Source organism: Acinetobacter sp. C13 (genome assembly GCF_016809775.1).
Taxonomy (GTDB): Bacteria; Pseudomonadota; Gammaproteobacteria; order Pseudomonadales; family Moraxellaceae; genus Acinetobacter; species Acinetobacter pittii.
Genome location: NZ_JAFBJL010000003.1, coordinates 247,711 through 274,370 on the forward strand (window position 1 = coordinate 247,711; position 26,660 = coordinate 274,370).

General features: G+C 40.4%; 28 protein-coding genes and 2 tRNA genes. 14 read left to right on the forward strand and 16 right to left on the reverse strand.

Annotated features, from left to right (window positions below; all coding sequences use genetic code 11):
* Positions 1-46: 46 nt before the first annotated feature.
* Positions 47-1,924, forward strand: a complete 1,878-nt coding sequence (locus tag JGE69_RS10970) for a potassium transporter Kup (protein WP_199113452.1) — start codon at positions 47-49, stop codon at positions 1,922-1,924.
* A gap of 55 nt (positions 1,925-1,979) precedes the next feature.
* Here the strand turns inward: JGE69_RS10970 and JGE69_RS10975 are convergent, their stop codons facing one another.
* Positions 1,980-2,423, reverse strand: a complete 444-nt coding sequence (locus tag JGE69_RS10975) for a hypothetical protein (protein ID WP_005066985.1) — start codon at positions 2,421-2,423, stop codon at positions 1,980-1,982.
* A gap of 255 nt (positions 2,424-2,678) precedes the next feature.
* On the opposite strand from JGE69_RS10975, the gene JGE69_RS10980 reads away from it, so the two are divergent.
* The 3 genes from JGE69_RS10980 (at position 2,679) to JGE69_RS10990 (ending at position 4,744) form a co-directional block, all read left to right on the forward strand.
* Positions 2,679-3,758, forward strand: coding sequence for a DNA/RNA non-specific endonuclease (locus JGE69_RS10980; RefSeq protein WP_032004931.1), 1,080 nt, complete (start codon positions 2,679-2,681; stop codon positions 3,756-3,758).
* A 98-nt stretch (positions 3,759-3,856) separates the two neighbouring features.
* Entirely contained in the window at positions 3,857-4,456 is a 600-nt protein-coding gene (locus tag JGE69_RS10985; RefSeq protein WP_033848974.1) for a LysE family translocator, read from the forward strand.
* A gap of 45 nt (positions 4,457-4,501) precedes the next feature.
* Positions 4,502-4,744 (forward strand): hypothetical protein, encoded by a 243-nt coding sequence (locus JGE69_RS10990; protein ID WP_005804495.1) that lies wholly within the window; start codon positions 4,502-4,504, stop codon positions 4,742-4,744.
* 40 nt (positions 4,745-4,784) lie between these two features.
* Here JGE69_RS10990 and JGE69_RS10995 read toward each other — a convergent pair whose 3' ends face one another.
* The 3 genes from JGE69_RS10995 to JGE69_RS11005 all read right to left on the reverse strand — a co-directional run bounded on the left by JGE69_RS10995 (position 4,785) and on the right by JGE69_RS11005 (position 6,787).
* Positions 4,785-4,919, reverse strand: coding sequence for a hypothetical protein (locus JGE69_RS10995; RefSeq protein ID WP_199113454.1), 135 nt, complete (start codon positions 4,917-4,919; stop codon positions 4,785-4,787).
* A gap of 41 nt (positions 4,920-4,960) precedes the next feature.
* Positions 4,961-5,650, reverse strand: coding sequence for an aquaporin Z (gene aqpZ, locus JGE69_RS11000; protein WP_016803075.1), 690 nt, complete (start codon positions 5,648-5,650; stop codon positions 4,961-4,963).
* A 132-nt stretch (positions 5,651-5,782) separates the two neighbouring features.
* The gene (locus JGE69_RS11005) at positions 5,783-6,787 is read right to left on the reverse strand and encodes an AraC family transcriptional regulator (protein WP_199113456.1); all 1,005 of its coding nucleotides are present in this window, start codon (positions 6,785-6,787) and stop codon (positions 5,783-5,785) included.
* A 109-nt stretch (positions 6,788-6,896) separates the two neighbouring features.
* Between JGE69_RS11005 and JGE69_RS11010 the strand changes: the two genes are divergently transcribed.
* Complete coding sequence (locus tag JGE69_RS11010) at positions 6,897-7,535, forward strand: hypothetical protein (protein ID WP_199113458.1); 639 nt, start codon at positions 6,897-6,899, stop codon at positions 7,533-7,535.
* A 40-nt stretch (positions 7,536-7,575) separates the two neighbouring features.
* Here the strand turns inward: JGE69_RS11010 and hisF are convergent, their stop codons facing one another.
* Positions 7,576-8,334 (reverse strand): imidazole glycerol phosphate synthase subunit HisF, encoded by a 759-nt coding sequence (hisF, locus tag JGE69_RS11015; RefSeq protein ID WP_068529537.1) that lies wholly within the window; start codon positions 8,332-8,334, stop codon positions 7,576-7,578.
* Positions 8,335-8,446: 112 nt separating this feature from the next.
* On the opposite strand from hisF, the gene JGE69_RS11020 reads away from it, so the two are divergent.
* From JGE69_RS11020 to JGE69_RS11030, 3 genes are read left to right on the forward strand one after another with little or no spacing between them, the layout of a single operon-like run.
* A complete protein-coding gene (locus JGE69_RS11020) occupies positions 8,447-9,397 on the forward strand; it encodes a homoserine kinase (protein ID WP_057068879.1) in 951 nt (316 codons plus the stop codon).
* 12 nt (positions 9,398-9,409) lie between these two features.
* Positions 9,410-10,039 carry a DUF1294 domain-containing protein gene (locus tag JGE69_RS11025; RefSeq protein WP_046812843.1) on the forward strand — a complete coding sequence of 210 codons (630 nt, stop codon included), beginning with the start codon at positions 9,410-9,412 and terminating at the stop codon, positions 10,037-10,039.
* A gap of 36 nt (positions 10,040-10,075) precedes the next feature.
* A complete protein-coding gene (locus JGE69_RS11030; protein WP_009391942.1) occupies positions 10,076-10,471 on the forward strand; it encodes a DUF4870 family protein in 396 nt (131 codons plus the stop codon).
* 33 nt (positions 10,472-10,504) lie between these two features.
* On the opposite strand, the gene JGE69_RS11035 is transcribed toward JGE69_RS11030, so the two are convergent.
* Positions 10,505-11,407, reverse strand: a complete 903-nt coding sequence (locus JGE69_RS11035) for a DMT family transporter (RefSeq protein ID WP_199113460.1) — start codon at positions 11,405-11,407, stop codon at positions 10,505-10,507.
* 97 nt (positions 11,408-11,504) lie between these two features.
* Between JGE69_RS11035 and JGE69_RS11040 the strand changes: the two genes are divergently transcribed.
* The gene (locus JGE69_RS11040) at positions 11,505-12,056 is read left to right on the forward strand and encodes a helix-turn-helix domain-containing protein (protein WP_199113593.1); all 552 of its coding nucleotides are present in this window, start codon (positions 11,505-11,507) and stop codon (positions 12,054-12,056) included.
* 67 nt (positions 12,057-12,123) lie between these two features.
* Here the strand turns inward: JGE69_RS11040 and hisA are convergent, their stop codons facing one another.
* The 5 genes from hisA to hisB all read right to left on the reverse strand — a co-directional run bounded on the left by hisA (position 12,124) and on the right by hisB (position 15,586).
* Complete coding sequence (hisA, locus tag JGE69_RS11045; protein ID WP_000905538.1) at positions 12,124-12,855, reverse strand: 1-(5-phosphoribosyl)-5-[(5-phosphoribosylamino)methylideneamino]imidazole-4-carboxamide isomerase; 732 nt, start codon at positions 12,853-12,855, stop codon at positions 12,124-12,126.
* Positions 12,856-12,949: 94 nt separating this feature from the next.
* Complete coding sequence (locus JGE69_RS11050) at positions 12,950-13,591, reverse strand: 3'-5' exonuclease (protein ID WP_032006393.1); 642 nt, start codon at positions 13,589-13,591, stop codon at positions 12,950-12,952.
* 86 nt (positions 13,592-13,677) lie between these two features.
* The gene (locus JGE69_RS11055) at positions 13,678-14,226 is read right to left on the reverse strand and encodes a DUF805 domain-containing protein (protein ID WP_017400521.1); all 549 of its coding nucleotides are present in this window, start codon (positions 14,224-14,226) and stop codon (positions 13,678-13,680) included.
* Positions 14,227-14,375: 149 nt separating this feature from the next.
* Positions 14,376-14,993 carry an imidazole glycerol phosphate synthase subunit HisH gene (gene hisH / locus JGE69_RS11060; protein ID WP_002116911.1) on the reverse strand — a complete coding sequence of 206 codons (618 nt, stop codon included), beginning with the start codon at positions 14,991-14,993 and terminating at the stop codon, positions 14,376-14,378.
* Entirely contained in the window at positions 14,993-15,586 is a 594-nt protein-coding gene (hisB, locus tag JGE69_RS11065; RefSeq protein WP_002116767.1) for an imidazoleglycerol-phosphate dehydratase HisB, read from the reverse strand. The genes hisH and hisB overlap by 1 nt, the downstream gene beginning before the upstream one ends.
* A gap of 102 nt (positions 15,587-15,688) precedes the next feature.
* Here hisB and JGE69_RS11070 point away from each other — a divergent pair, with 102 nt between their 5' ends.
* The 3 genes from JGE69_RS11070 (at position 15,689) to JGE69_RS11080 (ending at position 16,456) form a co-directional block, all read left to right on the forward strand.
* On the forward strand, positions 15,689-16,072 hold the full coding sequence (locus tag JGE69_RS11070) for a GNAT family N-acetyltransferase (protein WP_002116928.1): 384 nt from the start codon (positions 15,689-15,691) through the stop codon (positions 16,070-16,072).
* 106 nt (positions 16,073-16,178) lie between these two features.
* Positions 16,179-16,254 (forward strand) — tRNA-Phe (locus JGE69_RS11075).
* Between the two features lie 126 nt (positions 16,255-16,380).
* Positions 16,381-16,456 (forward strand) — tRNA-Phe (locus tag JGE69_RS11080).
* A 168-nt stretch (positions 16,457-16,624) separates the two neighbouring features.
* Here the strand turns inward: JGE69_RS11080 and JGE69_RS11085 are convergent.
* The 5 genes from JGE69_RS11085 to ompR form a co-directional block, all read right to left on the reverse strand.
* On the reverse strand, positions 16,625-17,056 hold the full coding sequence (locus JGE69_RS11085) for a GNAT family acetyltransferase (protein WP_002116887.1): 432 nt from the start codon (positions 17,054-17,056) through the stop codon (positions 16,625-16,627).
* 130 nt (positions 17,057-17,186) lie between these two features.
* Complete coding sequence (locus JGE69_RS11090; RefSeq protein WP_002116671.1) at positions 17,187-18,701, reverse strand: acetyl-CoA hydrolase/transferase family protein; 1,515 nt, start codon at positions 18,699-18,701, stop codon at positions 17,187-17,189.
* Between the two features lie 35 nt (positions 18,702-18,736).
* On the reverse strand, positions 18,737-18,859 hold the full coding sequence (locus JGE69_RS11095; RefSeq protein ID WP_081035407.1) for a hypothetical protein: 123 nt from the start codon (positions 18,857-18,859) through the stop codon (positions 18,737-18,739).
* 33 nt (positions 18,860-18,892) lie between these two features.
* A complete protein-coding gene (locus JGE69_RS11100) occupies positions 18,893-20,350 on the reverse strand; it encodes an ATP-binding protein (protein WP_199113462.1) in 1,458 nt (485 codons plus the stop codon).
* Positions 20,351-20,367: 17 nt separating this feature from the next.
* Positions 20,368-21,132: a two-component system response regulator OmpR gene (gene ompR, locus JGE69_RS11105; protein WP_000060753.1), complete on the reverse strand. Its 765-nt coding sequence runs from the start codon at positions 21,130-21,132 to the stop codon at positions 20,368-20,370.
* A gap of 657 nt (positions 21,133-21,789) precedes the next feature.
* Here ompR and JGE69_RS11110 point away from each other — a divergent pair.
* Together JGE69_RS11110 and JGE69_RS11115 are read left to right on the forward strand one after the other, a co-directional pair.
* Entirely contained in the window at positions 21,790-24,138 is a 2,349-nt protein-coding gene (locus JGE69_RS11110) for a Tex family protein (RefSeq protein WP_002116875.1), read from the forward strand.
* Positions 24,139-24,436: 298 nt separating this feature from the next.
* Positions 24,437-26,623 carry a SulP family inorganic anion transporter gene (locus JGE69_RS11115; RefSeq protein ID WP_126645684.1) on the forward strand — a complete coding sequence of 729 codons (2,187 nt, stop codon included), beginning with the start codon at positions 24,437-24,439 and terminating at the stop codon, positions 26,621-26,623.
* The last annotated feature ends 37 nt before the right edge of the window (positions 26,624-26,660 follow it).

Genomic DNA, 26,660 nt, shown 5'->3' on the forward strand with positions numbered 1-26,660 from the left:
AGAGGTGATAAGATTGCGCTAAAAATCATATTGGTTTAATTACACAATGCAAAATACGGCCAAAAAAGCGACCTTGCCTGCCACGGCTTTGGCAGCTCTTGGAGTGGTCTTTGGAGACATCGGAACAAGTCCGCTCTATGCCTTGAAAGAGTCCTTCCATGCAGCGCATGGGTTGGGAATTCAGCCTGAAAACGTATTAGGAATTTTATCTATTATTTTTTGGTGCTTAATGCTGATCATCAGCATCAAGTATGTCGCGATTGTCATGCGTGCAGACAACAACGGCGAAGGCGGGATCATGGCCTTACTCGCATTGAACTTACGTAAAGCCAAAATTGCCGACAACAAAAAAATCTACATGATTGCCATTGGTTTTATCGGTGCATCGCTGTTTTTTGGTGACGGTATTATTACCCCAGCCATTTCGGTATTGTCAGCCGTTGAAGGCTTGTCTATTGCCACCGATGTGTTTGACCCGTTCATCATGCCGATTGCGATTACCATTATCATTTCTTTGTTTTTGGTGCAAAAACACGGTACGGCCTTTGTCGGTAAGTTTTTTGGCCCGATCACCATGGTATGGTTCTTATCTTTAGGATTATTAGGTCTTCACAGCGTCATTCAGACTCCTATTGTGCTGGGCATGTTCAGTCCACATTGGGCCATTCAGTTTATCTATCAGCATCCAATCATGACATTCTTTGTGATGGGTGCTGTAGTGTTAACAGTAACAGGTGGTGAAGCACTTTATGCCGATATGGGCCATTTCGGACCAGTGCCAATTCGTATGGCATGGTTCTTTGTCGTGTTGCCGTGCTTGGTTTTAAACTACGCAGGACAGGGTGCATTATTACTCAGAGATCCAGCGGCAATTGAAAACCCGTTCTATTTATTGGTGCCTGAGTGGGCACTTTACCCAATGATTATTATGGCAACCATGGCAACCGTAATTGCCTCTCAAGCTGTAATTTCTGGGGTGTTTTCTCTTGCGCGCCAAGCGATTCAATTGGGTTATTTACCACGTTTAAGTATTAAACATACGTCTGAGTCTGAAGAAGGCCAGATTTATATTCCTTTCTTAAACTGGTTACTTTTGATCGCAATTATTATCCTAATCTTGATCTTCAAAAGCAGTTCGAACCTTGCGAGTGCATATGGCTTAGCTGTGACCTTGACGATGCTTTGTGACACGATTTTGGTTGCGGTATTTATTTACTCGGCTTGGAAGTGGAGCTTGCCAAAAGTGCTTCTTCTGATTATTCCGTTCTTTGTTTTAGAGTCGGTATTAGTCGGTGCCACTTCACTTAAAATCTTGTCTGGCGGTTGGGTGCCATTACTGATTGGTGCGATTGCAGTTACCATCTTAATGACATGGAAACGTGGTCGTGAGCTTACATTTGCTAAGCTTGAACATGACACTTTGGCTCTAGATTTGTTTGTGAAAAGTATTGGTAATAGCGTGCACTGGGTGCCGGGTGATGCGGTCTTTATGACAGGTACACCGAACGTTGTGCCACATGCCATGCTGCATAACATTAAGCACAACAAGGTACTGCATCAGCGTAATATCTTGGTGACGGTCGTTATTGAAGATGTACCGTTCGTTGCACCAGAAGAGCGTATTACGACAGAAACTTTAGCTGAACATTTCTTCCGTATTAAAATCTTCTACGGTTTTAAAGATGAAATGAATGTACCAAAAGCACTGATGCAAGCCTATGAGCAGCTCGGTCTTGAATATGACTTGATGCACATCAGCTTCTTTATTTCCCGTGATCGTATTGTTCATTCGGTGGGCGATGGTATGTCTCCATGGAGAGAAAAACTGTTTATCTCTATGCAGCGTAATACCAGTCCGGTGAGTGACTTCTACCAGATTCCAACCAACCGTGTGGTTGAGTTAGGTAGTCAAATCGAAATATAAAAATTGATGTAATAAAAAAACCAAGACATAAGTCTTGGTTTTTTTATGGCTCGGATTATTGAGCTTGTTGCATAGGTGCATCTGCTGGTAAAGCACCGTCTTTTGCCATCGGGTCTGCCGACTGACTTGGATCTGCCGGAGGCGGTGGAGTGTTCGGATCTTGTGGCGCTGGAGGCGCTTGGTTCGGTGCAGGTGGCACTGCATCAGTTGGTGCTGCTGGTGGTGCCATTTCACCGCCTGCTGGAGGAGCGGGTGGAACGTCTGCCGGAATAGGAGCACCTGTAGGCGCTGCATTTGTTGGTGCAGCAGAAACTTGCTGTACTTGTCCGCTATTGACTAAATCGCTAATAGAGCCTGGTTGGCCATTTACGGTTGTGGTTACTTTTACTTTAGACAAACTTTCTAAAGTATCTCCTGGCTGCACTGCTGGCTCAGCCAAAGCGGCCATACTACATAATCCCGTGATTACGCCAATACCAATAATCTTTGAATGGATCATTAAGTGGACTCCGATTATATTTTTATCCAAATTTGTGGAGCTAACGATGTCATAAGCAATCAGTGTTTTTCAACGAAAGATACGCAATTGGCGCAATTCAATAGCCAAAGGCTCTCATAATTCCAACAGATTGTTACGTAATGGGTAATGGAGTTACAAAAAAGATGACCATGTTTTAACCATTTGAAAGATAAGAGATATACTTAAAAAAGCAGGATTGTTAAGCTGCGTGTGGACAGTGGTATTGATAGAAACATGGCAAGTAAAAAACGTAGTAAAGGTACAAACTCATTCTCTATAAGTCAGCATTTTGGCAAGATTATTCTTGCTTGTATTGCGGCTGGAAGTTTTGCGATTGCTTTTGGTAGTGAAAAGATTTCGCAGTGGTTTTCGCCTTTAACGACTAACTCGACTTGTCTTAATCAGTTCTATCGTGAAGTTCCACCTGCTTTAAATAAAGACAGCCTAAAAAAGGACAGTTATCCACTGTGCTTTAATGGCTTTAACGTTTTGTATTCAGGTATTTCTAAAACGCCGTTATGGTCGGCAGAGCATTTAAATGCAGAACGTTTAAGTGTCAAAATTAAGCGTGAAGATAACTTCCATGAAGAAACCCGCGTTGATCAAAAACATCGGGCACTGTTAAGTGATTATCGTGGTTCAGGCTATGACCGTGGGCATATGGCGCCAAATGGTGATATGCCAAATAAAGAATCCCAATCTGATAGTTTCTCGCTCAGTAACATGGTGCCGCAAGCGCCTAAAAATAACCAAGAAGTCTGGCGTAAGCTCGAAGAAGCGACCCGTGCTATTGCCACTAAACAAAAACAAGATGTTTATGTGGTAACAGGTCCTGTTTTTGAAGGCAAACGTCTTAAGACGATTGGGCAGGGTGTCATTGTTCCTACCGCAGTTTATAAAGCGGTGTATATGCCAAAAACTGGCGCAATCGGCGCTTATTACGCACCTAACAATAACTCTCTACAAGTGAAGGTTGTGAGTGTTTGCTACCTTGAGGAGCGCTTAGGCGTTAACCTGTTCCCGCAGTTAACCGAGCAACAAAAACGTAATGTCTATCGTCTACCTTTAACAGCGAGCCAAGTTAAGCCAAATCAAAAGCTAGACTATTTACACTGGGATGGCGAAAGTCAGTGTGAGCAAGACTTAAACGCTGACCAGATTCAAGCGCTACAAGACCAATTTAAAAAGCAAAAAACTGGTTCTTCGGAGCCAATGGAAGCAAAAGTTCCAACAATTGATGAAGAAACGAGAAAGGCGATTGTGAAACAACTGGTAGAAGCCTTAGTGAACTATTTCTTGCAAATAATGAAATAAGCAGCTTTTTTTGATTGTTATTGCAACACCGTAATTGATTAAAATAGAATTCATAGACAGATCTGTCTATGGATCTTATTTTAATAAGGACAATAACAATGTTTGCCTCGATGTTTCTTTTTTCATTTGCAATGTCTATAACCCCAGGACCAGTAAATACTGTCATTTTATCGACCAGTTTAAATCACGGTTTAAAAAGATCGCTTCCCTATATTTCAGGCGCCACAATTGGTTTTACCTTGCTTTTAATTTTTATGGCATTTGGTCTTCAGAGTTTATTAACTCAGTTTCCTGTTGTATTAAAAATTCTTGCAGTTTGTGGAACGCTATTTGTTTGTTATATAGGCATAAAAATTATTCTTGCTGCCGCCAATATTTCCATTTCAAGTGCTCCTGTAGAGCAAATTATTATTCCTAATTTTAAAGATGGTTTCTTGTTACAGTGGCTCAACCCCAAGGCTTGGTTGGCTTGTGTGTCAGGCATTACCATGTTTACTAGCATTGAAAACCCGCAGTCGTTGCCGATCTTTATTATTATTTATTTCTTCACTTGCTACGCGTGTTTGTTCTTTTGGGGACTATGTGGTGATAAATTTTCAGTGGTGCTTAATCAGGGCAACCGTTTGAAATATTTTAATATCTTGATGGGCGCTTTTTTAATTTTATCGGCTCTTTTAATTTTGATCGATTTTTTTTAAATTGATCGTATTACACTGTGAATATATAACAACGAGACAAAACCTATGTTTAAGCCATTTGAAAAGGGTACAGAGTCTTCATCAATTGAAGATTTGACATTAGAAAATGATGTCGATTGCGTCAGTATTTATGGCAACTTGCAAATTACCAAAGACAAAGTCGGGTTAGAACAGGCAAAGGCATTGCAGAGCTTTGTAAATGATGTCGTTGCGGCTTTGGAAAAAGAAGAGTTGCCTGAGAAAATTGAACGTCCAGCTGAACAAGAAATTAATAATCCGTTTTTGTAATTTATGCATGCTATGCGTGATATTTAGTATGGTCATGCTGTCATACAGTCTTTAATACCACGTTAGACGTTATTAAATGTGTATAGACTTTTTTTACTTTTGAAAGCCCAAAAGTAAACAAAAGGCTTTGTTGATCAGAGGGTACATCCATGTACCCCTGCTCAACAGGTGACATCCATGTCACCTTCCGCGATAGTAGATTGAGTCTAGGTAAAGTTAATCTTTATCGCCAGCTACCACCTTATAAATAATTGCCCCAATCACAGCTCCTAGAATCGGTGCCACCCAGAATAACCACAATTGACTTAACGCAGCAGTTTCAGCAAAGAATGCAACACCTGTACTACGTGCTGGGTTTACCGAAGTGTTCGTCACCGGAATACTGATTAAGTGAATGAGTGTTAAGCCCAAACCAATTGCAATAGGAGCGAAGCCAGCAGGCGCACGGCGATCAGTTGCACCTAAAATAATGATTAAGAAGAAAGCAGTAAGAACGACTTCAATAATGAAAGCAGAACCTAAGCCAAACTTGTTTGGTGATAAATCTCCGAAACCATTTGAAGCAAAACCACCAACACCGCTAAAGCCTGCTTGGCCTTGAGCAATAATATAGAGAACAAATGCAGCAGCAGTCGCACCGACCACTTGAGCAACGATATAGGGAATTAAATCTTTAACATCGAAGCGGCCACCGACCCAAAGGCCAACACTTACCGCGGGATTAAAATGTCCACCTGAGATATGCCCTAGAGCATAAGCACCTGTGAGTACGGTTAAACCAAAGGCAAGGGCTACACCTGCAAAGCCAATACCAAGTTCAGGGAAAGCTGCGGCTAAAACTGCGCTACCACAACCACCAAAGACTAGCCAAAACGTACCTAGGAATTCAGCAAAATATTTATTCATTGTGATTACTCATCTATTGATGTATTTTTTAATTAGTGTGAAATATGTCACAAAAAAATAAGCATGTGACTATATGAAATTTTTGTTTTCAGTATTGTTTTAATCAAGAAAAGATTTGTAAGTTTTGGTTGGTTATTCTTTGTCTAAAAATTGATCCCTCCATTGCTGGGGTGTTTGATTGGTCCAATGTTTAAATGCTCTTTGAAACGCACTTTGTTCTGAATAACAAAGTAAAAGTGCGATCTCTTGTAAGCTTAAATGCGGATCTTTTAAATACTCGGTTGCGAGCATAAAGCGCACTTGTTGAACGCGTTCCTGAAAGGTGGTGTCTTGTTGTTGTAAATGTCGTTGGAGTTGTCGAACTGATAGGCCTAATTGAGCAGCAATATGTTCAATTTGATATTGATTCTTTTGTAACCCAGTCAAAATTGAATGCTGTAAACGCTGATCAAGTTGGGTTGAATTTGGTAATTGCTCTAACAGCGCTTGTGCTTGCTGAACTAATAGCTGCTGTAATGTATGGTCGGCACTGCTGAGGGGCTTATGAATTTCCGTAATTGGGATGAGTAATTCTGTACGCGGCTGGCTAAAACGAACGGGACATTGAAAGTATTGTTCATAGACTCTGATATTTTTAGGGGCAGCATTTAAGAAACGTACTTCATGTAAATGCACGTCTTCATAAGACATAAAAAGACGTAAGAACTGAATCACCAACGCAATCGCGATTTCATCGGTAAGCTGGGTAGGGTGTAGCTCAGTCGCTTCCCAGCGAATAGAACCATATCTCCCTTGTAGCTCAACCACTAATGGGCTCCCGTCATAAATCAGACGGTGAAAATCATGATAGCGAATTAAGGCTTCACCTAAGTTGTCGCAAGAGAGCGCGAGGTAAGCAATAATCCCTAAGTGTTTGGGTTGCACATATTTGGCAATTTCTAGCCCTAAACCTGGCTTCGGGTCTAGTTTATAAATCACTTCTAATAGATCACGCCAAACGACGTAGTCAAAGCGTTCCAGATTTTGAATTTGTTCTAGTTGTTCTGGAATAGCTAATTGATTGGTTTCACAGTAAGCCTTTAAAAGATGCCCCAGTCCTCCATACACTGAGCCTGTATAATTTTTTAATTGTGGCATCCCTAACCACCTCTTTCTTGTCGTGATTTGTCAATGAAACCATAAATTCTGGTCAATACCTAGCATAACGAATTTTATATTCTGAATAAAAATAAAAAGGAGTTAGGTGATGTTAAAAGGGTTAATTGCAGGAATTGCGGTTGCAAATGCATTTGAATGGGTGGCGCATAAATATATATTGCATGGTGTACACCGTGCCGGAAAACCGCGCTATAGCCCAGTACCAAAAAGCATGGAATCTCATTGGGCACACCATCGTGAAGTCCGCAAACAACAATTTCATGATGATTGCTATGTTGAGGGCGTTGGTAACTGGCGAACTAAAAATGAGTTAATTTCGCTTGCTGTGGTGGCAACCGTTTCAAGCGCAATTTTCTATCCATTTTCAAAAGGCATGGCACTCGCAGCTTGGTACAGTGCTGGAAATTATTATTATATTCATCGCCGTGCACATTTAGAGCCTGACTGGGCAAAGCGTAAAATTCCATGGCATTACGACCACCACATGAACTCTAATCAAGACGCCAATTGGTGCGTGACCAAACCTTGGTTTGACTATGTAATGGGAACACGTGTGGTATCTTCAGCAGATTTAAAAGAACAAAACCCTTCGGGTATTCGGTTGCCTACTTTATTTGCTAAACCGTTAACTCAAGCTGTAGAAAAAATCTTTCCAGCAAAATGGGTCGAGAAAAAAGAGAAGCCTCAACTGGTTAGTGACATAAATGCGGTAGATGGCGCTGCATAAAAATTAAAGGGGCATATTGCCCCTTTAATTATGATTAAGCTTACAAGCGCATTTCGATGCCTTGTTCAGCCAAATATTGTTTAGCTTCCGGAATCGTATATTGACCAAAGTGGAAAATACTTGCTGCCAATACTGCATCGGCACCACCTTGTAAAATACCATCTGCAAGGTGTTGTAAGTTACCTACACCGCCTGAAGCAATGGTTGGAATGGTAACGCGGTCATTAATAGCACGCATTAATGCAATATCGTAACCTGCTTTAGTACCGTCAGCATCCATACTAGTAATCAGTAACTCACCCGCACCGTAGTCAGCCATTTTTACAGCCCATTCAATGGCATCAATATCAGTTGGTTTACGGCCACCGTGAGTAAAGATTTCCCATTTGTTATCGCCAGTTTTTTTGGCATCAATCGCAACCACAATACATTGCGCGCCAAAGTGCTGAGAAGCTTCTTGAACAAATTCAGGGTTAAATACAGCAGCTGAGTTAATACTCACTTTGTCTGCACCTGCATTTAATAACGCACGAATATCTTCAACCTTACGTACACCACCACCGACAGTTAATGGCACAAATACAGTCTCGGCCATACGTTCAACAGTACGGTAAGTGGTATCGCGTCCATGATGTGTAGCGGTAATGTCTAAGAAAGTAATTTCGTCTGCACCTTGTTCGTTATAGCGACGTGCCACTTCAACAGGGTCGCCAGCATCACGAATATCGAGGAATTGAACGCCTTTAACTACGCGTCCGTTATCAACGTCTAGGCAAGGAATAATACGTTTAGCAAGCATAGCTTTTTCCAAAAATAATCGCCGTTGGTGAAAGTTCCTACACAGGCGCTACACCTTCATGGAGGGAAGAGGTATTCTATCAAACTTCACAGATGTTTTTTGCAGGTTTTCCATGTCGGTTTATACCCCGTTGAGTTTAGATGAAGTTCGCACCTTTGCTGCACCTTATGGATTAGAGGTGTTGGAGCTGAACCCAATTCAGGGAGGTATTCAAAACACCAATTATTTTCTGGTTGATGTAAACCGCAAACAATATGTACTCACCGTGTTTGAAGAGTTAGATGCACAAGGGGCGGGCGAACTTATTCCTGTACTTGAACAATTAGGAACTCATGATGTACCCGTTGCTGTGCCGTTAAAACATAGCGGACAAGCGGTTCATGTGATTGCAGACAAGCCTGCACAGATTGCACCACGTTTAATGGGTCACCATCCCATGCAAACCACAGTAGCGCAAGTTGCAGCGATTGCAGATGCACAGGCGAAACTGCATGTGGCTTTACAAGATTTTCCACTTGAACGTGAATATCGCCGTGATCACCAATACTGGACAGGTGTTGCAGAGCAGCTGAAACCAAGCATGACTCAAGATGATCAAACTTTACTTGAGCAGGTCTATCAAGCTTTTAATGCGAAAACAGCGCAGTATTTAAATCGACCAACAGGTTTTATTCACTCTGATTTGTTCCGCGACAATACTTTGTTTGAAGGTGAGCAATTACAAGGTATTCTAGATTTTTATGAGTTAAATCAAGATGAATTGCTATTTGATATTGCGATTACCATCAATGATTTTTGTACCGAATATCCGGCAGCGCATTTAAACTCAAATAAGGTAGCAGCTTACTTAGAGGCATACCAGAAAGTTCGTGCGCTGACTTCAGATGAACTTGAGTGTTTAGATGTATTCTTGGCAATGGCAGCGTGCCGTTTTTGGTCAATGCGTTTGCAAGTTGCTCAAAAAAATAAAGAAGAAGGACGTACCGGCGATGACATTTTGCAAAAAGACCCGCAAGAAATGCGAGCAATGATGCAAGACCGTTTAAGTCATGTAAAAGCATAAAAGGGAATAAAGATGCGAGATCAGGGGCGTTTAGTCGAATGGTTCGACGAAAAAGGTTATGGCTTTATTCAGCCGGATGATGCTGAAAAAGAACGAGTCTTTTTGCATATCAAGGATTTTGCACGCCCCGGACCTCGGCCAATTATTGGCTGTGCACTGGAATATCGGGTGATTCTCGACGAACGAGGTCGTTTTCGTGCTCAGCAGGTCACTTATTTAAAAGCATCTCAAACTCGAAAAGCGTCCAAACCTGCAAAAGCAGAATCTTCTTTTCAAGCTAGCCCTTGGTCTGCAATGCAAATGGGGATCGTGTTTTATTTCGTTTTAATGGGAATTATGAGTTTTATTCATATTTTACCCGCCTACACCTTGTTATTTGTTTTAATGATGAATGCCTTAAGTTATTGGCTCTATTCACAAGACAAAGAAGCCGCACAATTGGGTAATCGCCGTGTACCTGAACAAACATTGCACATTGTTAGCTTTTTAGGAGGTTGGCCAGCTGCATGGTGGGCACAACAAAAACTGAGACATAAAACACAAAAACAACCCTTTCGTAAGATTTATTTTTGTACCATATTCTTTCATTTACTTTTGATTTTGTGGCTAATTTCTCCCTTAAACGTATTGCGGGGCTCATAAAAGTAAATCGTTTTATTAAACTTGAGAGGTATAAAAATGAATAGTTCTATCGACCAAGATCCAAATCGTACTTTAACACTTATTTTATATGTACTTTATATTGTTGCCATTTTTACAGGCGGCTTACTTGCGGTTATTGCTTTAATTATTAACTACGTAAAACGTTCTGATGTACAAGGCTCGATTTTCGCGAGCCACTTTACATGGCAAATCAGAACATTCTGGTGGTATCTGGCTTGGAATATTATTGCCTTTCTGCCGTTTATTTTCCTGTTCTTTACGGGCGAAAATACTAATCTATTTGCAGGCGTTGCCGTTTCATCGACCGTATTCTGTGTGGGCGTAATTGGTGCTGCGTGGATCTGGATTGTATATCGTGCAATTCGCGGCTTGATTGCGCTAAATGATAACCGTCCGATGTATCAACCTTAATAAATAAAAAAGAGAGCGTTAAGCTCTCTTTTTTTATTCTCGAATTCTTTTAGTTTTTTTAATGGGTAACTTAATTTTTAACTCACTGACTAAAACGCCTAATACCACCAAAGCCCCACCAAAAAGGGCAATCAATGGCAAACGCTCACCTGCAATTCGGCCAATAATGCCCGCCCAAACAGGTTCGCCTGCATAAATAATTGCAGCACGTGAAGGATCAACCACACGTTGAGCCCAGTTCATAACAAATTGAATGAGCGCACTCGCTAAACCTAATGCAACAGCAATCAGTACTAGGGGCCATGAAAATGCTGGAATCGTATGTTCACCCACCACAGGCATGATAGCGAAAGAAAGTAGAGAAGCGACACCAAGTTGAATGATTGTGACGCGGCGTAAATTTACCTTTCCAGCAAAGTAGCTAATAAAAATAATTTCTAAAGCAATCGCAAAGGCACCCAAGATTGTTAAAAGCTGCCCAAAACTTAATGAAATTTGCTCAAAACCATTTCCCGTTAAGAAAACAAGGCCAGCAAACGCAAGAGCGGCTCCCACCCAAGTCATAATATGTGGAGTTTTTCTAAAGATGAGCCACATTAAAATAGGAACAAGCGGAACATATAGCGCTGTTAAAAATGCTGATTCACTACTCGGAATGGTTTGCAGGCCAATAGTCTGGGTACCATAGCCTGCCGCAATCACAAGACCAATCGCACAACCCGCACCTAAATCTTTTAACGTGACGCCTTTTATGCTTTTTAATGAGATAAGAAGCAAAGTAAGAGCTGCTACAGCAAAACGACAGCCTACAAAAAACATAGGCGATGAAAAATGCAGTGCATACTGCACAGTAAGAAATGTTCCACCCCAAATGATCGTAATCAAAATGAGGGCTAACTGTGGGGCTTTGCTTGAACTCAGAGAAATTGGCGACATACTCAAATTAACGTAAATTGTGCAATATACTGCACATATTGCGCTATTCTTGTATTTTGTGCAATATATTGCTCAAATTTTCTTGCTAATCCATTTTATGAGCCAGTCGAGTACCGTTTTACAGCACGTAGGCACAAATATTCGTTCATTAAGAGATGAGCGAGATTTGAGTCAACAAGATTTGGCAGATCAGGCAGGTGTGAGTAGACGAACCATTGCTGCTTTGGAAACAGGGCAGGTCAATATTAGTTTGGCCAAACTCGATTCGATTGCGGTAGTGTTGGGTGTGGATTTTAAAACGATTGTGAGTGCACCTGAGCATAAAGAACATGCTGTAGTAAATGCACTTGCTTGGCAGGGGGAAGATGAAGAAAGTAAAGCAACCTTGCTCGCTTCAGTTCCATCTCGTTCCCAAGTTGAGCTTTGGATATGGTCTTTGGCAGTGGGAGAGTCTTACGTGGCGGAAGCAGATGCTGACGGATGGCAGGAAATTATTTACGTATTAGAAGGTGAGTTGACCTTACAATTTACAGACAGCAAAAAAATAATATCTGCTGGTTCATCTTTTATTTTTGAAAGTTCTGTTACTTATACTTATATTAATAGTGGTAACCAAGTGCTTAAATTTACTCGTAATGTGGTGTATTGATTTGGAATATATTTTCATGACAGCAATAAAAAAGAGCCTAAAGCGGCTCTTTTTTACATCTTAAAAATTAAAGACGGTTTTCATCTAACAAAAGCTGAGCTTCACGAAGGTTTAAAGTACCTTCATAAATTGCGCGGCCTGTAATCGCACCTAAAATACCCGGTTGACCTTTTAAGTTACGAACGTCATCAAGGTTGGTTACACCACCAGAAGCAATTACTGGTAAGCCTGAGTATTGAGCCAAGTTTACAGTTTGCTCAACGTTTACACCTTGCATCATACCGTCACGAGCAATGTCTGTATAAACAATGCTAGACACGCCTGCATCAGCAAAGCGTTTCGCTAAATCAGTTGCTTTCACATCAGTAACGTTTGCCCAGCCGTCAGTTGCAACCATACCATTCATGGCATCAATACCAACAATGATGTGGCCTGCGAAACGTTTACAAGCTTCTTCTACAAATTCAGGTTCTTGAACAGCTTTAGTGCCGATAATGACAAAAGTCACGCCAGCTTCTAAATAGTGTTCAATCGTTTCTAATGAGCGAATACCACCACCAATTTGAATTGGTAATTCTGGCTGAGCTTTAGCAATTGCTTCAACTACAGGTTTATGAATTGGAGTACCTGCGAAAGCGCCATTCAAATCAACCAAATGCAAACGGCGCGCACCTTCATTTACCCAATGCTGGGCAGTTGCAACCGGATCGTCAGAGAAAACGGTATCGTCTTCCATACGCCCTTGTTTTAAACGCACACATTTACCATCTTTCAGGTCAATTGCTGGAATGATTAGCATGCTTTCGCTCCTTGCTTCATCATGTTTATGAAATTGTGCACATCTTAGCAAAGTATTGATCAATCGCTAAGCCTTAGAAAAGACTTTTATTACTTTACGCTTGAAGTGCGGTTTGAATCGTTTGTGAAATGTGAGCAGGTAATAGTTTTTGGTTTCTGAGCTCTTCAAATACGAGTAATGCAGCATAAGCATCGGCGGCGGCATAATTTATTTGCTGAGATGTAAGTGGCTTTCGTGCCCAATTTGAAGTTCCAACTTTTTTCGACTTTGCGAGATATTGTCCAAATAACAGTGCCACCGCTTTTTGTAAGCCCATTTGCTGTTTAAAACCAAAGTGACTAAACCCTTTGGCAAGGTCGACACAACTTTCTAGCTCTATGCCTTTTTTATGAAAAATGTGCTTATCATTTTTAAGGCCAAAACCGACTTTAATTTGCTTCTGGTTAGATAAAATGGGCTGTAAGAATTTTAATGTCGATGAATTGACATGAAATAAATAGGCTTTTTGTGTTGTAGCAAGTTGAATTAAGTGTGGACCAGTTGAGATTTCACCCACTTTAAATGTAGGTTTAGACTCAGAATCAAATCCCAAAATTGCAGCGTTTTTTAATTCTTCTTCAATACTTTTGCATTGCTCAATATTTTCAATCACCACAATATTATGGTGGTTAAGATTTTCAAAAGGAGGAAGCTGCTGAATGGAGGCTTTATCAAGGAGGGCAACGGCTTCGGACATATTTAACAGCGTACAAATGAATTGGGCTATTCACTTTATATATGAATAAAGCCTAGAGAACTAGGCTTTATGAATATCTTTAAAAATTACTGAGACTGAGAAGGTGTACCAATGACCACACTTTCACTTTTCTCGACATAGCCTTCATAGGTCGGAGACATGATTGTGGCAACGACAGCAAAAACCAAAGCAAGTGGAATTAGGATAATATAAATCCAGCCTAAAACGCGTTCCCAACCAGGAGTAGGGCGCTGTGGTCCGTAATCATTATTGCCTTCTGTACCTTTTGCCGCAAAGAGATAGATCATAAAAATGAGGTTTACGGCAGGGATCAGCATCAGTAACGATAGCCATCCTGTATTATTGCGGTCGTGCAAGCGGCGGATGGTAAATACAAAGCTTACATAGAGGCAAACAATATAAAGAATGGCGATAACAATCATGCCTGCCGTAGAAAGACCCGTTAGTTCCTGACTAGATGTAAACCCAAAAGTAAAAGCGATGATGACAACGGCGATACCGATGACGAGTGAAAATAAGAATGTCCAAGCAGCATAAGAGAGTCGCCCAAAACGACCACTAGCTTTAAAGGGGGAATCGTGTTGAAGTGGCTGATTTTCGAAAGGTGAATTCATTTTGTTTTCCTGATCATTTGGTTTTATTTAAAAGTATAAATATTCAATATTTTGTTGAATAAAACATCATTCTATAAATGATTAGTTGTTATTGTAAATAAAAAAAGATCAGGTCATCTAGACCTGATCTTTTTCAGTTTTAAATCAGATTAAATATTCCATTCCACAAAGTTTTTAAGTAACTGCAAACCAGCAGTATGACTTTTCTCTGGATGGAATTGAGTCGCGAACAAATTATCTTTGTGAATGGCTGTGCAGAAGTTCACACCATACTCGCAAGTCGCAGCCACAACGCTTTCATCTTTGGGTTCGACATAGTAACTATGTACAAAGTAGAAGCGAGCATCTTGTTCGATGTTGTTCCACATTGGATGGCTTGGGTCCATTTGGTGAACTTGGTTCCAGCCCATGTGTGGTACTTTCAAACCTTCCATTTGAGGGAAATGTTTTACTACGCCGTCAAAAATACCTAATGCGTCTACACCGCCATTTTCTTCAGAACTTTGTAGCAATGCTTGCATACCTACACAAATCGCAAGAACAGGTTTATTAAAAGCAGCTTTACGTACAACTTCATCAATACCTGCTTCACGCATGCCTTGCATGCAGTCACGCATTGCACCAACGCCTGGAAAAACAATTTTGTCGGCTTGTGCAATTAACTTTGGATCATTGGTCACATCGACTGTAGCGCCCACATGCTCAAGTGCTTTAGCCGCTGAGTGTAGATTGCCCATGCCATAATCAAGTAACGCGATACGTGTCATTAGAGGCTACCTTTTGTCGATGCAATCGTGTTTTCTGCACGTGGATCAACTTCACATGCCATACGTAAAGCACGAGCAAGTGCTTTGAACACACTTTCGATTTGATGGTGGCTATTTTTACCTTTTAAGTTATCGATGTGTAAGGTCATAAGCGCATGGTTTACGAAACCTTGAAAAAACTCAGAAAATAAATCGACATCAAAGGTACCGATGCGTGCACGAGTAAATGGAATATCCATAAATAATCCCGGACGACCAGATAAATCTACAACAACGCGAGATAAAGCTTCGTCTAATGGTGCATAAAAATGACCATAGCGTTTTAAACCTTTTTTATCGCCTAAAGCTTGTGCAAAAGCTTGTCCAAGCGTGATACCACAGTCTTCTACGGTGTGGTGATCATCAATCTCGAGGTCTCCGTCACAATGAATATCGATATCAAATAAGCCATGTCGCTTGATTTGATCAATCATATGGTCTAAAAATGGAACTCCAGTGTTTAGTGTGCCTTGACCAGTACCGTCGAGATTTAAACGAACTCGAATTTTGGTTTCATTGGTATTTCTAACCACTTCACTGATACGTTGCGTCATGGACACGTTCCTCAAAAAACGTCAAAAATGATTGGATGTTAACGATAATTTCGCTGTGACGAATTCGTGACAGCATCATAGTTTGCTCAGGAGGGTTAATCAATGCCTATTACCGTACATGCTTATAGTTCTCTAGATAATTCAGAGATCCGCGATCAGCTTGAGCGACTGTATGATACAAGTCCGGAGTTTGGTGACGGGCACGATGCGATTGAACAACTTGAACAAGATTTACAACAGTATACCACGCTATACACTGCCGAATTTAACACCAAAATTATAGGTGCAATTTGGTCTTCAGGACAAGGCGAAAGCAAGGTTCTTGAATATATTGTTGTGCACCCTGCTAACCGTGGTCGTGGGGTAGCTGAGCGCTTAGTTGAAGAAGCTTGCCGCATAGAAGAGTCAAAAGGTGTTAAAACTTTTGAACCAGGCTGTGGCGCGATTCATCGCTGTTTGGCTCACATTGGTAAACTACATCACTAAAAGCTTCTATTATTTTGTGGTTGTGATTTAAAAATAATCACTTGTTACAAAAAACACGGAAGTTGCTTGACGTCTTCTTATAAACATTGTTTAATACGCCCACTTCGGCGTGATAGCTCAGTAGGTAGAGCAACGGATTGAAAATCCGTGTGTCCCCAGTTCGATCCTGGGTCTCGCCACCATTATTTGTGTTTTCAATCCCTGATCCCATCAGGGATTTTTTTTAAGTATAAAAAATACTCATTTAAATCAGAAACTCAGGATAATTGTTGACTATTGTTCTGAGATACGGCTTAATACAGGCCATCGGCGTGATAGCTCAGTAGGTAGAGCAACGGATTGAAAATCCGTGTGTCCCCAGTTCGATCCTGGGTCTCGCCACCATATTCGAAAAAGCCCCATACATAATGTATGGGGCTTTTTTCATGCTTGTTTATTTAATAAAAATGTTAAGACCTTACCTGTGTATAAATCTCATTTTATCCACAAGCAAAGAGGGTTATCCTCAATATCGCCTTAACTTTCTAAAAATAGCCCAAACAAAACGTGGTTCTAATCATGAGAACTATCACGAATAAGTCGTTTTCCTAAGCACACTGCTTCTACCTCGTCATAGCCAAGCTGCTCGTAAAAATTCAATACATTCAAATTGTCTTTACGAACTAATAATTGCAGTTTTGGGCAGCCACGAGCAATGAGGCGCTTCTCAAGCTGCTGAACGAGCGCTGTAGCGATTCCTAAGCGTTGTTGGTGGGGGTGAACAGCCAAATAGTTAATCCAGCCTCTATGGCCATCGTAGCCGCCCATAAGCGTACCAATCAGTTGCTCATCTTTAATAGCAACTAAAAACAAATCATCCTGTTGTGAGACTTTCCTGAAAATATCGGTTTCAGGATTATTCCAAGGACGGGTCAGACCACAGCTTTCCCATAAAATAACGACATCATCCAGATCTGCATTTGTAAATTGACGAATAATAAACATATGGATTTCTACTTTTTGTTTTGATGTGCTGAAAAGATAAAATAAAAATTCGGGCTTGAGCAGTTTTTTATTAATAATTTAAACAAATAAAAAAGCACCCCCGAGGGAGTGCTTGAATTAAACCAGTGATTTAAGCTGATTTTGCAACTGGTGCTGCTTGAAGCATTTGACCTGTTTCTTCGAAGTTTGCATGCCAAGACAATGCTTCACGAAGTAAGTGAGGAGTATGTCCACCTTTAGCGCATGCACGGTCAAAGTAGTCATTTAATGCATCACGATAAAGTGGGTGTACACAATTATCGATAATAGCGCGAGCGCGTTCACGAGGCGCTAAACCGCGTAAGTCAGCTAAACCTTGCTCTGTCACTAAAATATCAACATCGTGTTCACTGTGGTCAACGTGGCTCACCATTGGCACGATAGAAGAAATATCGCCGCCTTTAGCAATTGATTTGGTTACAAAGATCGCCAAGTGAGCGTTACGAGCGAAGTCACCTGAACCACCAATACCGTTCATCATTTTAGTACCGCACACGTGAGTTGAGTTCACGTTACCGTAAATATCAAACTCAAGAGCAGTGTTAATGCCGATAATCCCTAAACGACGAACTAATTCAGGATGGTTAGAAATTTCTTGTGGACGAAGCACTAATTTGTCTTTGTAAGCTTCGATATTGCCAAAAACTTTTTCACCACATTTTGCAGAAAGGGTAATTGAGCTACCAGAAGCAAATTTCATTTTGCCTGCATCAATGAGTTCAAAAGTACAGTCTTGTAGTACTTCTGAGTACATGATGAGGTCTTCAAAATCAGAATCTTTTAAACCTGTTAATACAGCATTGGCAATGGAGCCAATCCCTGCTTGTAATGGACCAAGGTTTTTCGGTAAACGACCTTCTGCAACTTCTTTATTAAAGAAAGCAATTAGATGGTTTGCAATGCCTTGAGTCTCATCATCTGGAGGAGTTACTGTTGATGGTGAGTCATGTGTATCGTTAAATACAATACCTACAATTTTTGCAGGATCAATTTGGATTGCGGTTGTACCAATACGCTCATCCACTTTTGTTAATGGAATTGGAGTACGTGTTGGGCGATAAGTCGGAATATAGATGTCGTGCAAACCTTCAAAGCTTTCGCTTAAAGATGTGTTGATTTCAACAATAACTTTTTCGGCAAAAATAGCAAAGCTTGCAGAGTTACCTACAGAAGTTGTTGGAATAATGCCACCATCTTCAGTAATCGCAATTGCTTCAATCACCGCAACGTCTGGACGTTTAAGTTGCTGGTTACGCATTTGCTCAACAGTTTCTGATAAATGTTGATCAATAAACATAACTTCGCCGTTGTTAATCGCACGACGTAAAGTGTTGTCTACCTGAAATGGCATACGACGAGATAAAACACCTGCTTCCGTGAGTTGTTTGTCTAAGTCATTACCTAAGCTAGCACCCGTAATTAACGTGATTTTTAACGGATTTTTCTTTGCATGCTCTACAAGTGCTTGTGGAACAGCTTTAGCTTCACCGGCACGAGTAAAACCACTCATACCAACAGTCATTCCATTTTCGATGAATTGCGCAGCTTGTTCAGCACTGATGACCTTGTCATGAAGAGAAGCTAGGCGAATACGACTTAAAGACATTGGACATCCTCAATATTGTCAAAACATACGGGATTTTAGCTATGAAAAATTGAAAAGTGCATAGGTGTTAGGCTAAGGTCTAATTTTGTAAATAAATGGCGGTATAAATTATATTTATGGTTTTTATTTGATTGATTTTTATTACTTTTATTTGTCATTAAAACAAGGCTTTTAATTACTAATTGATCAAATTAAAAGCGCTCACTTAATGTTTGTTTTATTTTTTCCAAAGGATTCGTCGTGGTATTTTCTTCGGTACTCGGTTTTGGGATTGGTAAAGAAATAATAACTTCGAGACCACCTTGTTCACGATTATGAATTTGAATCTCACCATGATGAATATCGACAATACGTTTAACAATAGCCAGCCCAAGACCACTACCTTGAATAGTTCTTGCTGAGTCTCCGCGAACAAAAGGTTGCATTAACTCTTCAATTTGATCTGCCGGAATGCCTTCACCATGATCAGCAACAGTAATTAAAATAGATTCATTTTCAACTTTTGCACTGAGCTCTATCGGTTCAGCACCATAGCGTTTTGCATTATTAATCAAGTTGGCAATCAATCTTTTTAAAGAAAGACTACGTGCCGGAATAATAGGTACATCCTGCATCTCGAATTGAATATCGAGAGGTTTAAATTGCACAACAAGTTCTTGCAAAAGCATGTTGATATTGGTGTCTTTCAACTCCTCATCTGAGCCATCGCGCATGTACGAAATGAACTGATTAAGAATTGCATCCATATCATCTACGTCATAGACCAAACCTTCACGCAAAAACTCATCAGGCAGCATCTCTGCTGTTAAACGTATGCGTGTAAGTGGAGTGCGTAAATCATGTGAAATACCTGCCAACATAATACGTCGCTCACGCTCAGTCTGATCGAGTGTGTAGACCATACGATTAAACGCTTGGTTTACTTGACGAATTTCTAATGGACCGTGATTGGTATCAAGGTAGGGTGCTGTTCCAGATTTACTGTATTCATTGGCAGCATTCTGCAAACGACGCAGGGGGCGGTTCATCTGTCGAACCAAAATTAAAATAATGATAGCCGACAGTAATGGAACACCCACGACCCAACCCACTAAAAGTTCAGGACTGTAGTTGGCATAGGTTTTTAAAGGCTCTCGAACCCAGTTTCCATGCATTTCAGGTGTTTGAATCCAAATGCGTGGGCTCGGTTTAAACTGGAAGTAAACGGTAACGTCTTTAGTCCCGATCTCATTTGCCAGCTTATTTTCAACGTGATTGGTAAAAAACTCGGCAATGACCTTTTCTCGGACACTTGGATATTCTTTGGGGTTGGTAACGTATTCAATACCGACTCGATTACGCAACCACGCATCAATATCTACTTCATTTTCACGATGAAAAATTCGTATATCAGGATTATTGACGAGCTCAAGCTCGACCGCAAGATAACGGGCGTGCTGTTGAATTTCAGGTAAATAAAGAGTGCGCCAAAAGAACCATAACGACATAAATAAGCTAAAGAACACCACCAGCAGTACCAGAATAGTGGTACGCATGGCAGCAGAACGTGGCTTTATTTTATCGAGAAAACGTTCCCATCGAGTCCGTTTACGTTCTGAGTAGGTCACGTAATCGGTAAAGTTCTGTGGGGCGATTGGTTCTAAACTCACTCTATCTTATCTCAAGCTTATTCAGCACCATCTGGAACGAATACATAGCCTACACCCCATACAGTTTGGATGTAACGTGCACGTGCAGGGTTATCTTCAATTAAACGACGTAAACGAGAAACTTGAACGTCAATTGAACGTTCCATTGCACCCCATTCACGGCCACGCGCCAAGTTCATCAGTTTATCGCGTGTCAATGGTTCACGTGGATGTTGTACCAATGCTTTTAATACTGCAAATTCGCCAGTTGTTAAGGTAACGATTTGTCCTTCACGTGTCAGCGTGCGGGTAGACAAGTCTAAAGACCATGGACCAAAGCTTACAACTTCAACTTGTTGGCTTGGTGCACCCGGAACTTCGCGAACTTGGCGACGTAATACTGCGCGGATACGTGCTAAAAGCTCATTTGGGTTAAATGGTTTTGGTAAGTAGTCATCTGCACCAGCTTCAAGACCGGCAATACGGTCTGAATCGCTACCACGTGCTGTTAACATGATGATTGGCGTATCAATATTTGATTGGCGTAAACGACGGCAAATACTTAAACCATCTTCAACCGGTAACATAAAGTCGAGTACGATAAGTGAAAATAACTCACGTTGTAATAAACGGTCCATTTGCGAAGCATCGTGGGCAGTTTTTACAACAAAGCCTTTATCTTCCAAAAAACGTTGCAAGAGGGTACGTAAACGCACATCGTCATCGACCACTAAAATACGTTCGACACGATCCGTTTCGTTGTGTACGGTTTCAGGATGTTCAGCAGGTACAACTAAACTCATGATGTACTCCCTTTTAAAGTCATAATTTATATATTATTGGGTCGGATAGGCTTATTGCCAACAAGCCCTCAGTATAATGCCGATGTTCTTGTTTAGACTATGTATCAATTTGCTCAAAATTACAATTTTCAAGGTGGTTTGAAACCAAAAAACAACATCTTAAGCCCATAATTTAGCAAAGACCGCCCTAAAACAACAAATAGTTAAATTTTCAATAAATTTATAATAATTCAATAGTAATAACTAATTGTTTCAAATCAGTTATTTGAAATAAATATAATAAACTTTTGATTGCTGAATTAAGATAAAAAACTGAGTAGATAAGAAATTAGAAGAATAAAGTAGTGCTCAACCTTAATATTTTTGTCTTTTGGGCTATGTATCAATATGATCAATTTCTCATAAATTATATTAATTTTTTGTCATGTTCATGACATAAGTCATACGTTTATATTTTATAAAGATTAAAAGGTAGGGTTCAGTCTTAACTTTTTCATACTTAAACCACTGTTTTTACGTGCTCTAGTAGTCGTAAAAAGTATAAATATTCAGAGTCAATACAAAAAAACGTTTTGAATACGCAAACAAGTGTGGATTTTATGGGCTTGGTCTTTATAATCAGTGCTTTTAAACTTTATCCTTGTGGGATCAAACACGATGACTGACTTAGTTCAGCAGTTGGCAAGTGAGCTTGCCGTACGTCCAAACCAAGTAGAAGCTGCCATCCGCTTAATTGACGAAGGTGCCAGTGTTCCATTCATTGCCCGTTACCGTAAAGAAGTAACACAAGGTTTAGATGATACGCAGTTACGCCAATTAGATACTCGTTTAGCGTATTTACGTGATTTATATGAGCGCCGTGAAAAGGTCATTCAGTCATTGCAAGAACAGAATAAATTGAATGATGACTTGTTGGCGCGGGTGAATGCAGCCGAAACAAAAAATGCTTTAGAAGAAATTTATGCACCGTATCGTCCTAAGCGTACAAGTAAGTCTTTTAAAGCAAAAGAAGCAGGTTTAGGACCGATTGCTGAAAAAATTATTGCAGAACAAGTTGACCCGACAGAAGCATTGGCTGGTTTTAGTCATGAAGACTATCCAGATGTTGAAAGTCAGTTAGATGCGATCCAGCATATTCTGATTGATGACTGGGCACAAAATATTGCGCTTACTACAGAATTAAAAGCAACTTTTGCGAAAACTGCGGTTTTAAAAAGTACAGTTGCTTCTGAAGAAAAGAAAGAAGTCGGTAAAAAATTCCGCGATTACTTTGAATTTTCAGAAGGTTTAAACAAATTACCTTCACACCGTTTATTAGCGATGTTACGTGGTCGTCAAGAAAATGTATTAGGTTTAAAAGTTGATGGTGAAGATGATGCACCATTAGCGCGTATTGAAACTGAATACAACCTTGAGCAAATTCAACCTCAAGCACGTCAGGACTTCTTGAAACAAACTGCAAAATTATTCTGGTTGGGTAAAGTTCGTCCTCAAATCGAGCATTCATTGCTAACAGAGAAACGACTTACTGCCGAAGCAGAAGCAATGCAGGTATTTGCTGAAAATCTTCGTCATTTATTATTATCAGCGCCAGCAGGTGGTCGTACTACTTTAGGTGTTGACCCTGGTATTCGTACTGGTGTGAAACTTGCGGTAGTAAGCGATGCAGGTGATGTACTTGCTCATAGCACGATCTATCCATTTGCGCCTAAAGAAGATAAAGAAGGTTCTATTGCTGAACTTGCACGTCTATGCCGTGAATATAATGTAGAGCTTATTGCTATTGGTAATGGTACTGCTAGCCGTGAAACAGAAGCTGTAGTGGCTGAAATGATGGCTGCAAACACCGACCTCAAATTAACACGTGTGACTGTAAGTGAAGCGGGCGCATCAGTTTACTCTGCAAGTGAGCTTGCTGCGGCAGAACTTCCAGAGCTTGATGTTTCAATTCGTGGAGCAGTGTCGATTGCTCGCCGTTTACAAGATCCACTTGCTGAACTAGTTAAGATTGATCCGAAATCAATTGGTGTAGGTCAATATCAACACGATGTAAACCAAACTGGTTTAGCAAAAACTCTTGACGCTGTAGTAGAAGACTGTGTGAACGCTGTTGGTGTTGATGTAAATACCGCTTCGCCAGCAATCTTGGCTTATATTGCAGGTTTGAATAAAGCCATTGCTCAGCAAATTGTTGAATACCGCAAAGAGCATGGTCGTTTTGATAACCGTCAAGCTTTGAAAAGCGTACCACGTTTAGGCGAACGTACTTTTGAACAAGCGGCTGGTTTCTTACGTATCCAAAATGGTTCTGAACCTTTAGATGCTTCTGCTGTTCACCCTGAGAGTTATGGTCTTGTTGAGAAAATTGTTGCAGCAAAAGCGACAACTGTGAAAGACATCATTGGTAATACCGAAATCATTCGCCAAGTAAAAGCTGATGAATTTGTTGATGACAAATTTGGTTTGCCAACAGTACAAGACGTATTAGCTGAACTTGAAAAACCGGGTCGTGACCCACGTCCAGAGTTCCGTACTGCTAAATTCCGCGAAGATATTACTGAAGTGGGCCAATTAACTGAAGGTATGCAACTTGAGGGTGTGATCACTAATGTCACAAACTTTGGTGCTTTCGTTGATATTGGTGTACATCAGGATGGTTTAGTTCATATTTCTGAGTTAGCGAATGAGTTCGTTTCTGACCCGCATAAGGTTGTAAAACCGGGTCAGATCGTACAAGTGCGTGTTATGCAGGTTGATGTTGAACGTAACCGCGTGAACTTAAGTATGCGTGCTGAAGGTTCTGCACCTGTAAAAGCACAGCGTCCACCACGCCGTGAACAAAATACAGAACAGCGTTTTGAGCGTAAGCCTCAAGGTAAACGTCCTCAACCGCGTAAAGATCAAGCTGAACGCCCTCAGCGTAGCAAGCAAGAGAAACCACAAGAACAAAAGATTGGTGGTTTAGGTGCATTGTTATTACAAGCAGGAATTAAAGGTTCTAAATAAGAGTCTTTAATTGATAAAAAGGCCTCCAATTGGAGGCTTTTTTTATGGGTTAAAATATTACTTTTTTAATAATTATATAAAAGCGAAATAAGAAAAAAACAGTCGTAAAGATGAGGTGAATCTTAAGATCAACAAATCGTTGTTAAATACACAATTAAATACACAACGTTATAGCATAACTAAACTTTAATGATATTCAGTTGTTCGACATTATCAACCCAGCCTTGAAGCATTTACTCACTTTCAGGCTGTAATAGTACAACTTTGCTTATTTCTTTATATTATAAATGGTTGTTTTATGTCGGTTTTAAACCTGAAAAATAGATTTCATTTGAAAGACCTCTTGTCCGGAGTTGTCGTATTCCTCGTGGCATTACCGCTGTGTTTGGGTATTGCTTTAGCCTCAGGTGCTCCCATCATCTCTGGTATTATTGCAGGTATTGTGGGCGGCATTATTGTGGGTTTACTGAGTGGTTCTCACATTAGCGTTGCAGGCCCAGCGGCAGGGCTGACTGCTGTCATCCTTGTACAGTTAGAACAATTAGGCGGCAATTATGCCGCCTTTTTATTATGTATTATTTTTGCCGGTGTCCTACAAATTCTATTTGGATTATTTAAGTTAGGTTTTTTTGCGAACTTTATTCCAAATAATGTCATTTTAGGGTTATTAGCTGCTATTGGTGTCATCCTGATTGCCACGCAATTGCCTTATCTGTTTGGACTTTCTAATTTTTCATGGAAACAAGTTTGGACTTCAACACCAGATGCCTTCCTTCAACGTTTTGATGGAGGTGCTGCGCTTATTGGTTTACTCAGTTTATTTTTAATTTTAGCGTGGGATAGCAGTCCGCTTAAAAAACTAGCTTTACCTTCTGCTTTGATTGCGGTTGTGCTCGCAGCAGTTTTAAATTTTATTTTGGTGAGTATGGGTTCTGCATGGGCAGTGCAAATTGATAACCTCATTCAATTGCCGAATATATTACAAGCACCCGAAAAAGTATTAATTTTCCCTGATTTTAGCTATTTAGCTGAGCCTATGATTTACACAGGGGCAATTACTCTGGCTGTCGTTGCATCTTTAGAAACGTTATTGAATTTAGAGGCAGCAGATAAAATCGATCCTCAAAAACGCTCTTCTCCGCCGAATCGTGAACTCTGGGCACAAGGTACAGGGAATATCGTATCGGGCTTAATAGGTGGCATGCCCGTGACTTCAGTGATTGTGCGTAGTTCGGTGAATGCGAATACAGGTGCGCGTAGTAAATGCTCTACCATTATTCATGGGGTATTGTTGCTGTTGGCGGTTTTGTTCTTTGTGCCATTAATGAACATGATTCCTTTGTCTGCATTGGCAGCGATCCTCATCGTGACAGGCTTTAAACTTACCCATCCAAAACTATTTAAACAGCTTTATCAAAAAGGTTGGAAACAGTTTTTACCTTTTATTATTACCTTGGTTGCAATTTTACTGACCGATCTTTTAATGGGAATTTTAATTGGTCTGTTCACCAGTAGCGCTTTTATTCTCTATGGCAATTTTAATAAAGGTATTCGTGTTTATAGAGAGAAGCGTTTACATGGCGTAGTGACTCGTATTGAACTCCCATCACAAGTGACCTTTCTTAATCGTTCTGCGCTTATTTCGGCATTAGAACATGTGCATAAACATCAACAACTCATTATTGATGCAACCCAATGTGATTCGATCGATCCTGATATCTATCAAGTTATTCAAGATTATCAAAGTGAAACGGCTATTAAACGCCAAGTAAATCTTAAATTGGTCGGGTTCAAACAGCACTATCAAGACGTTGATGATGCGGTACTTGATATTGATATTAGTACACATGATTTGCAACAAAAGTTGAGTCCACAACAGGTCGTTAACCTACTTAAAGAGGGGAACGAGCGTTTTGTAAAAAATGAACGCCTTCAACGTGATATTTACCGACAAATTCGTGTGACTGCAGATGAAGGGCAACATCCGATCGCAGCAGTCCTTGGGTGTATGGACTCACGTGCTCCTACGGAAATGATTTTTGATGTGGGTATTGGTGATCTGTTCAGCTTGCGAATTGCAGGTAATATTGCTGGGCAAAAAGTATTGGGTTCACTTGAATTTGCGTGTCAGGCTAAAGGTTCTAAAGTAATCGTTGTTTTAGGACATACTGATTGCGGTGCGGTGACGAGTGCATGTCAATTGCGTTTAGAACAAAAACAAGTATCTGATGTGAAGGAAATGCCACACATCCAATATGTACTTGGACCATTAATGCATTCGGTTGATAGCGTATATGACATTATGCAACCACGTGAATTAGGTAATGCTTTTATTAGTCAAGTCACAGCAATGAATGTTCATTACAACATCCAGTACATTATTAATAATAGTAGTGTGCTTAAAGATATGGTTGATCGAGGTGAGATCGTAGTTGTGGGTGCAATTTATGATGTAAAAACAGGGCACGTTCAGTTTCTTGATTGATCAGTTCTTTAGTTAAAAAAGCGCCTTATTTAAGGCG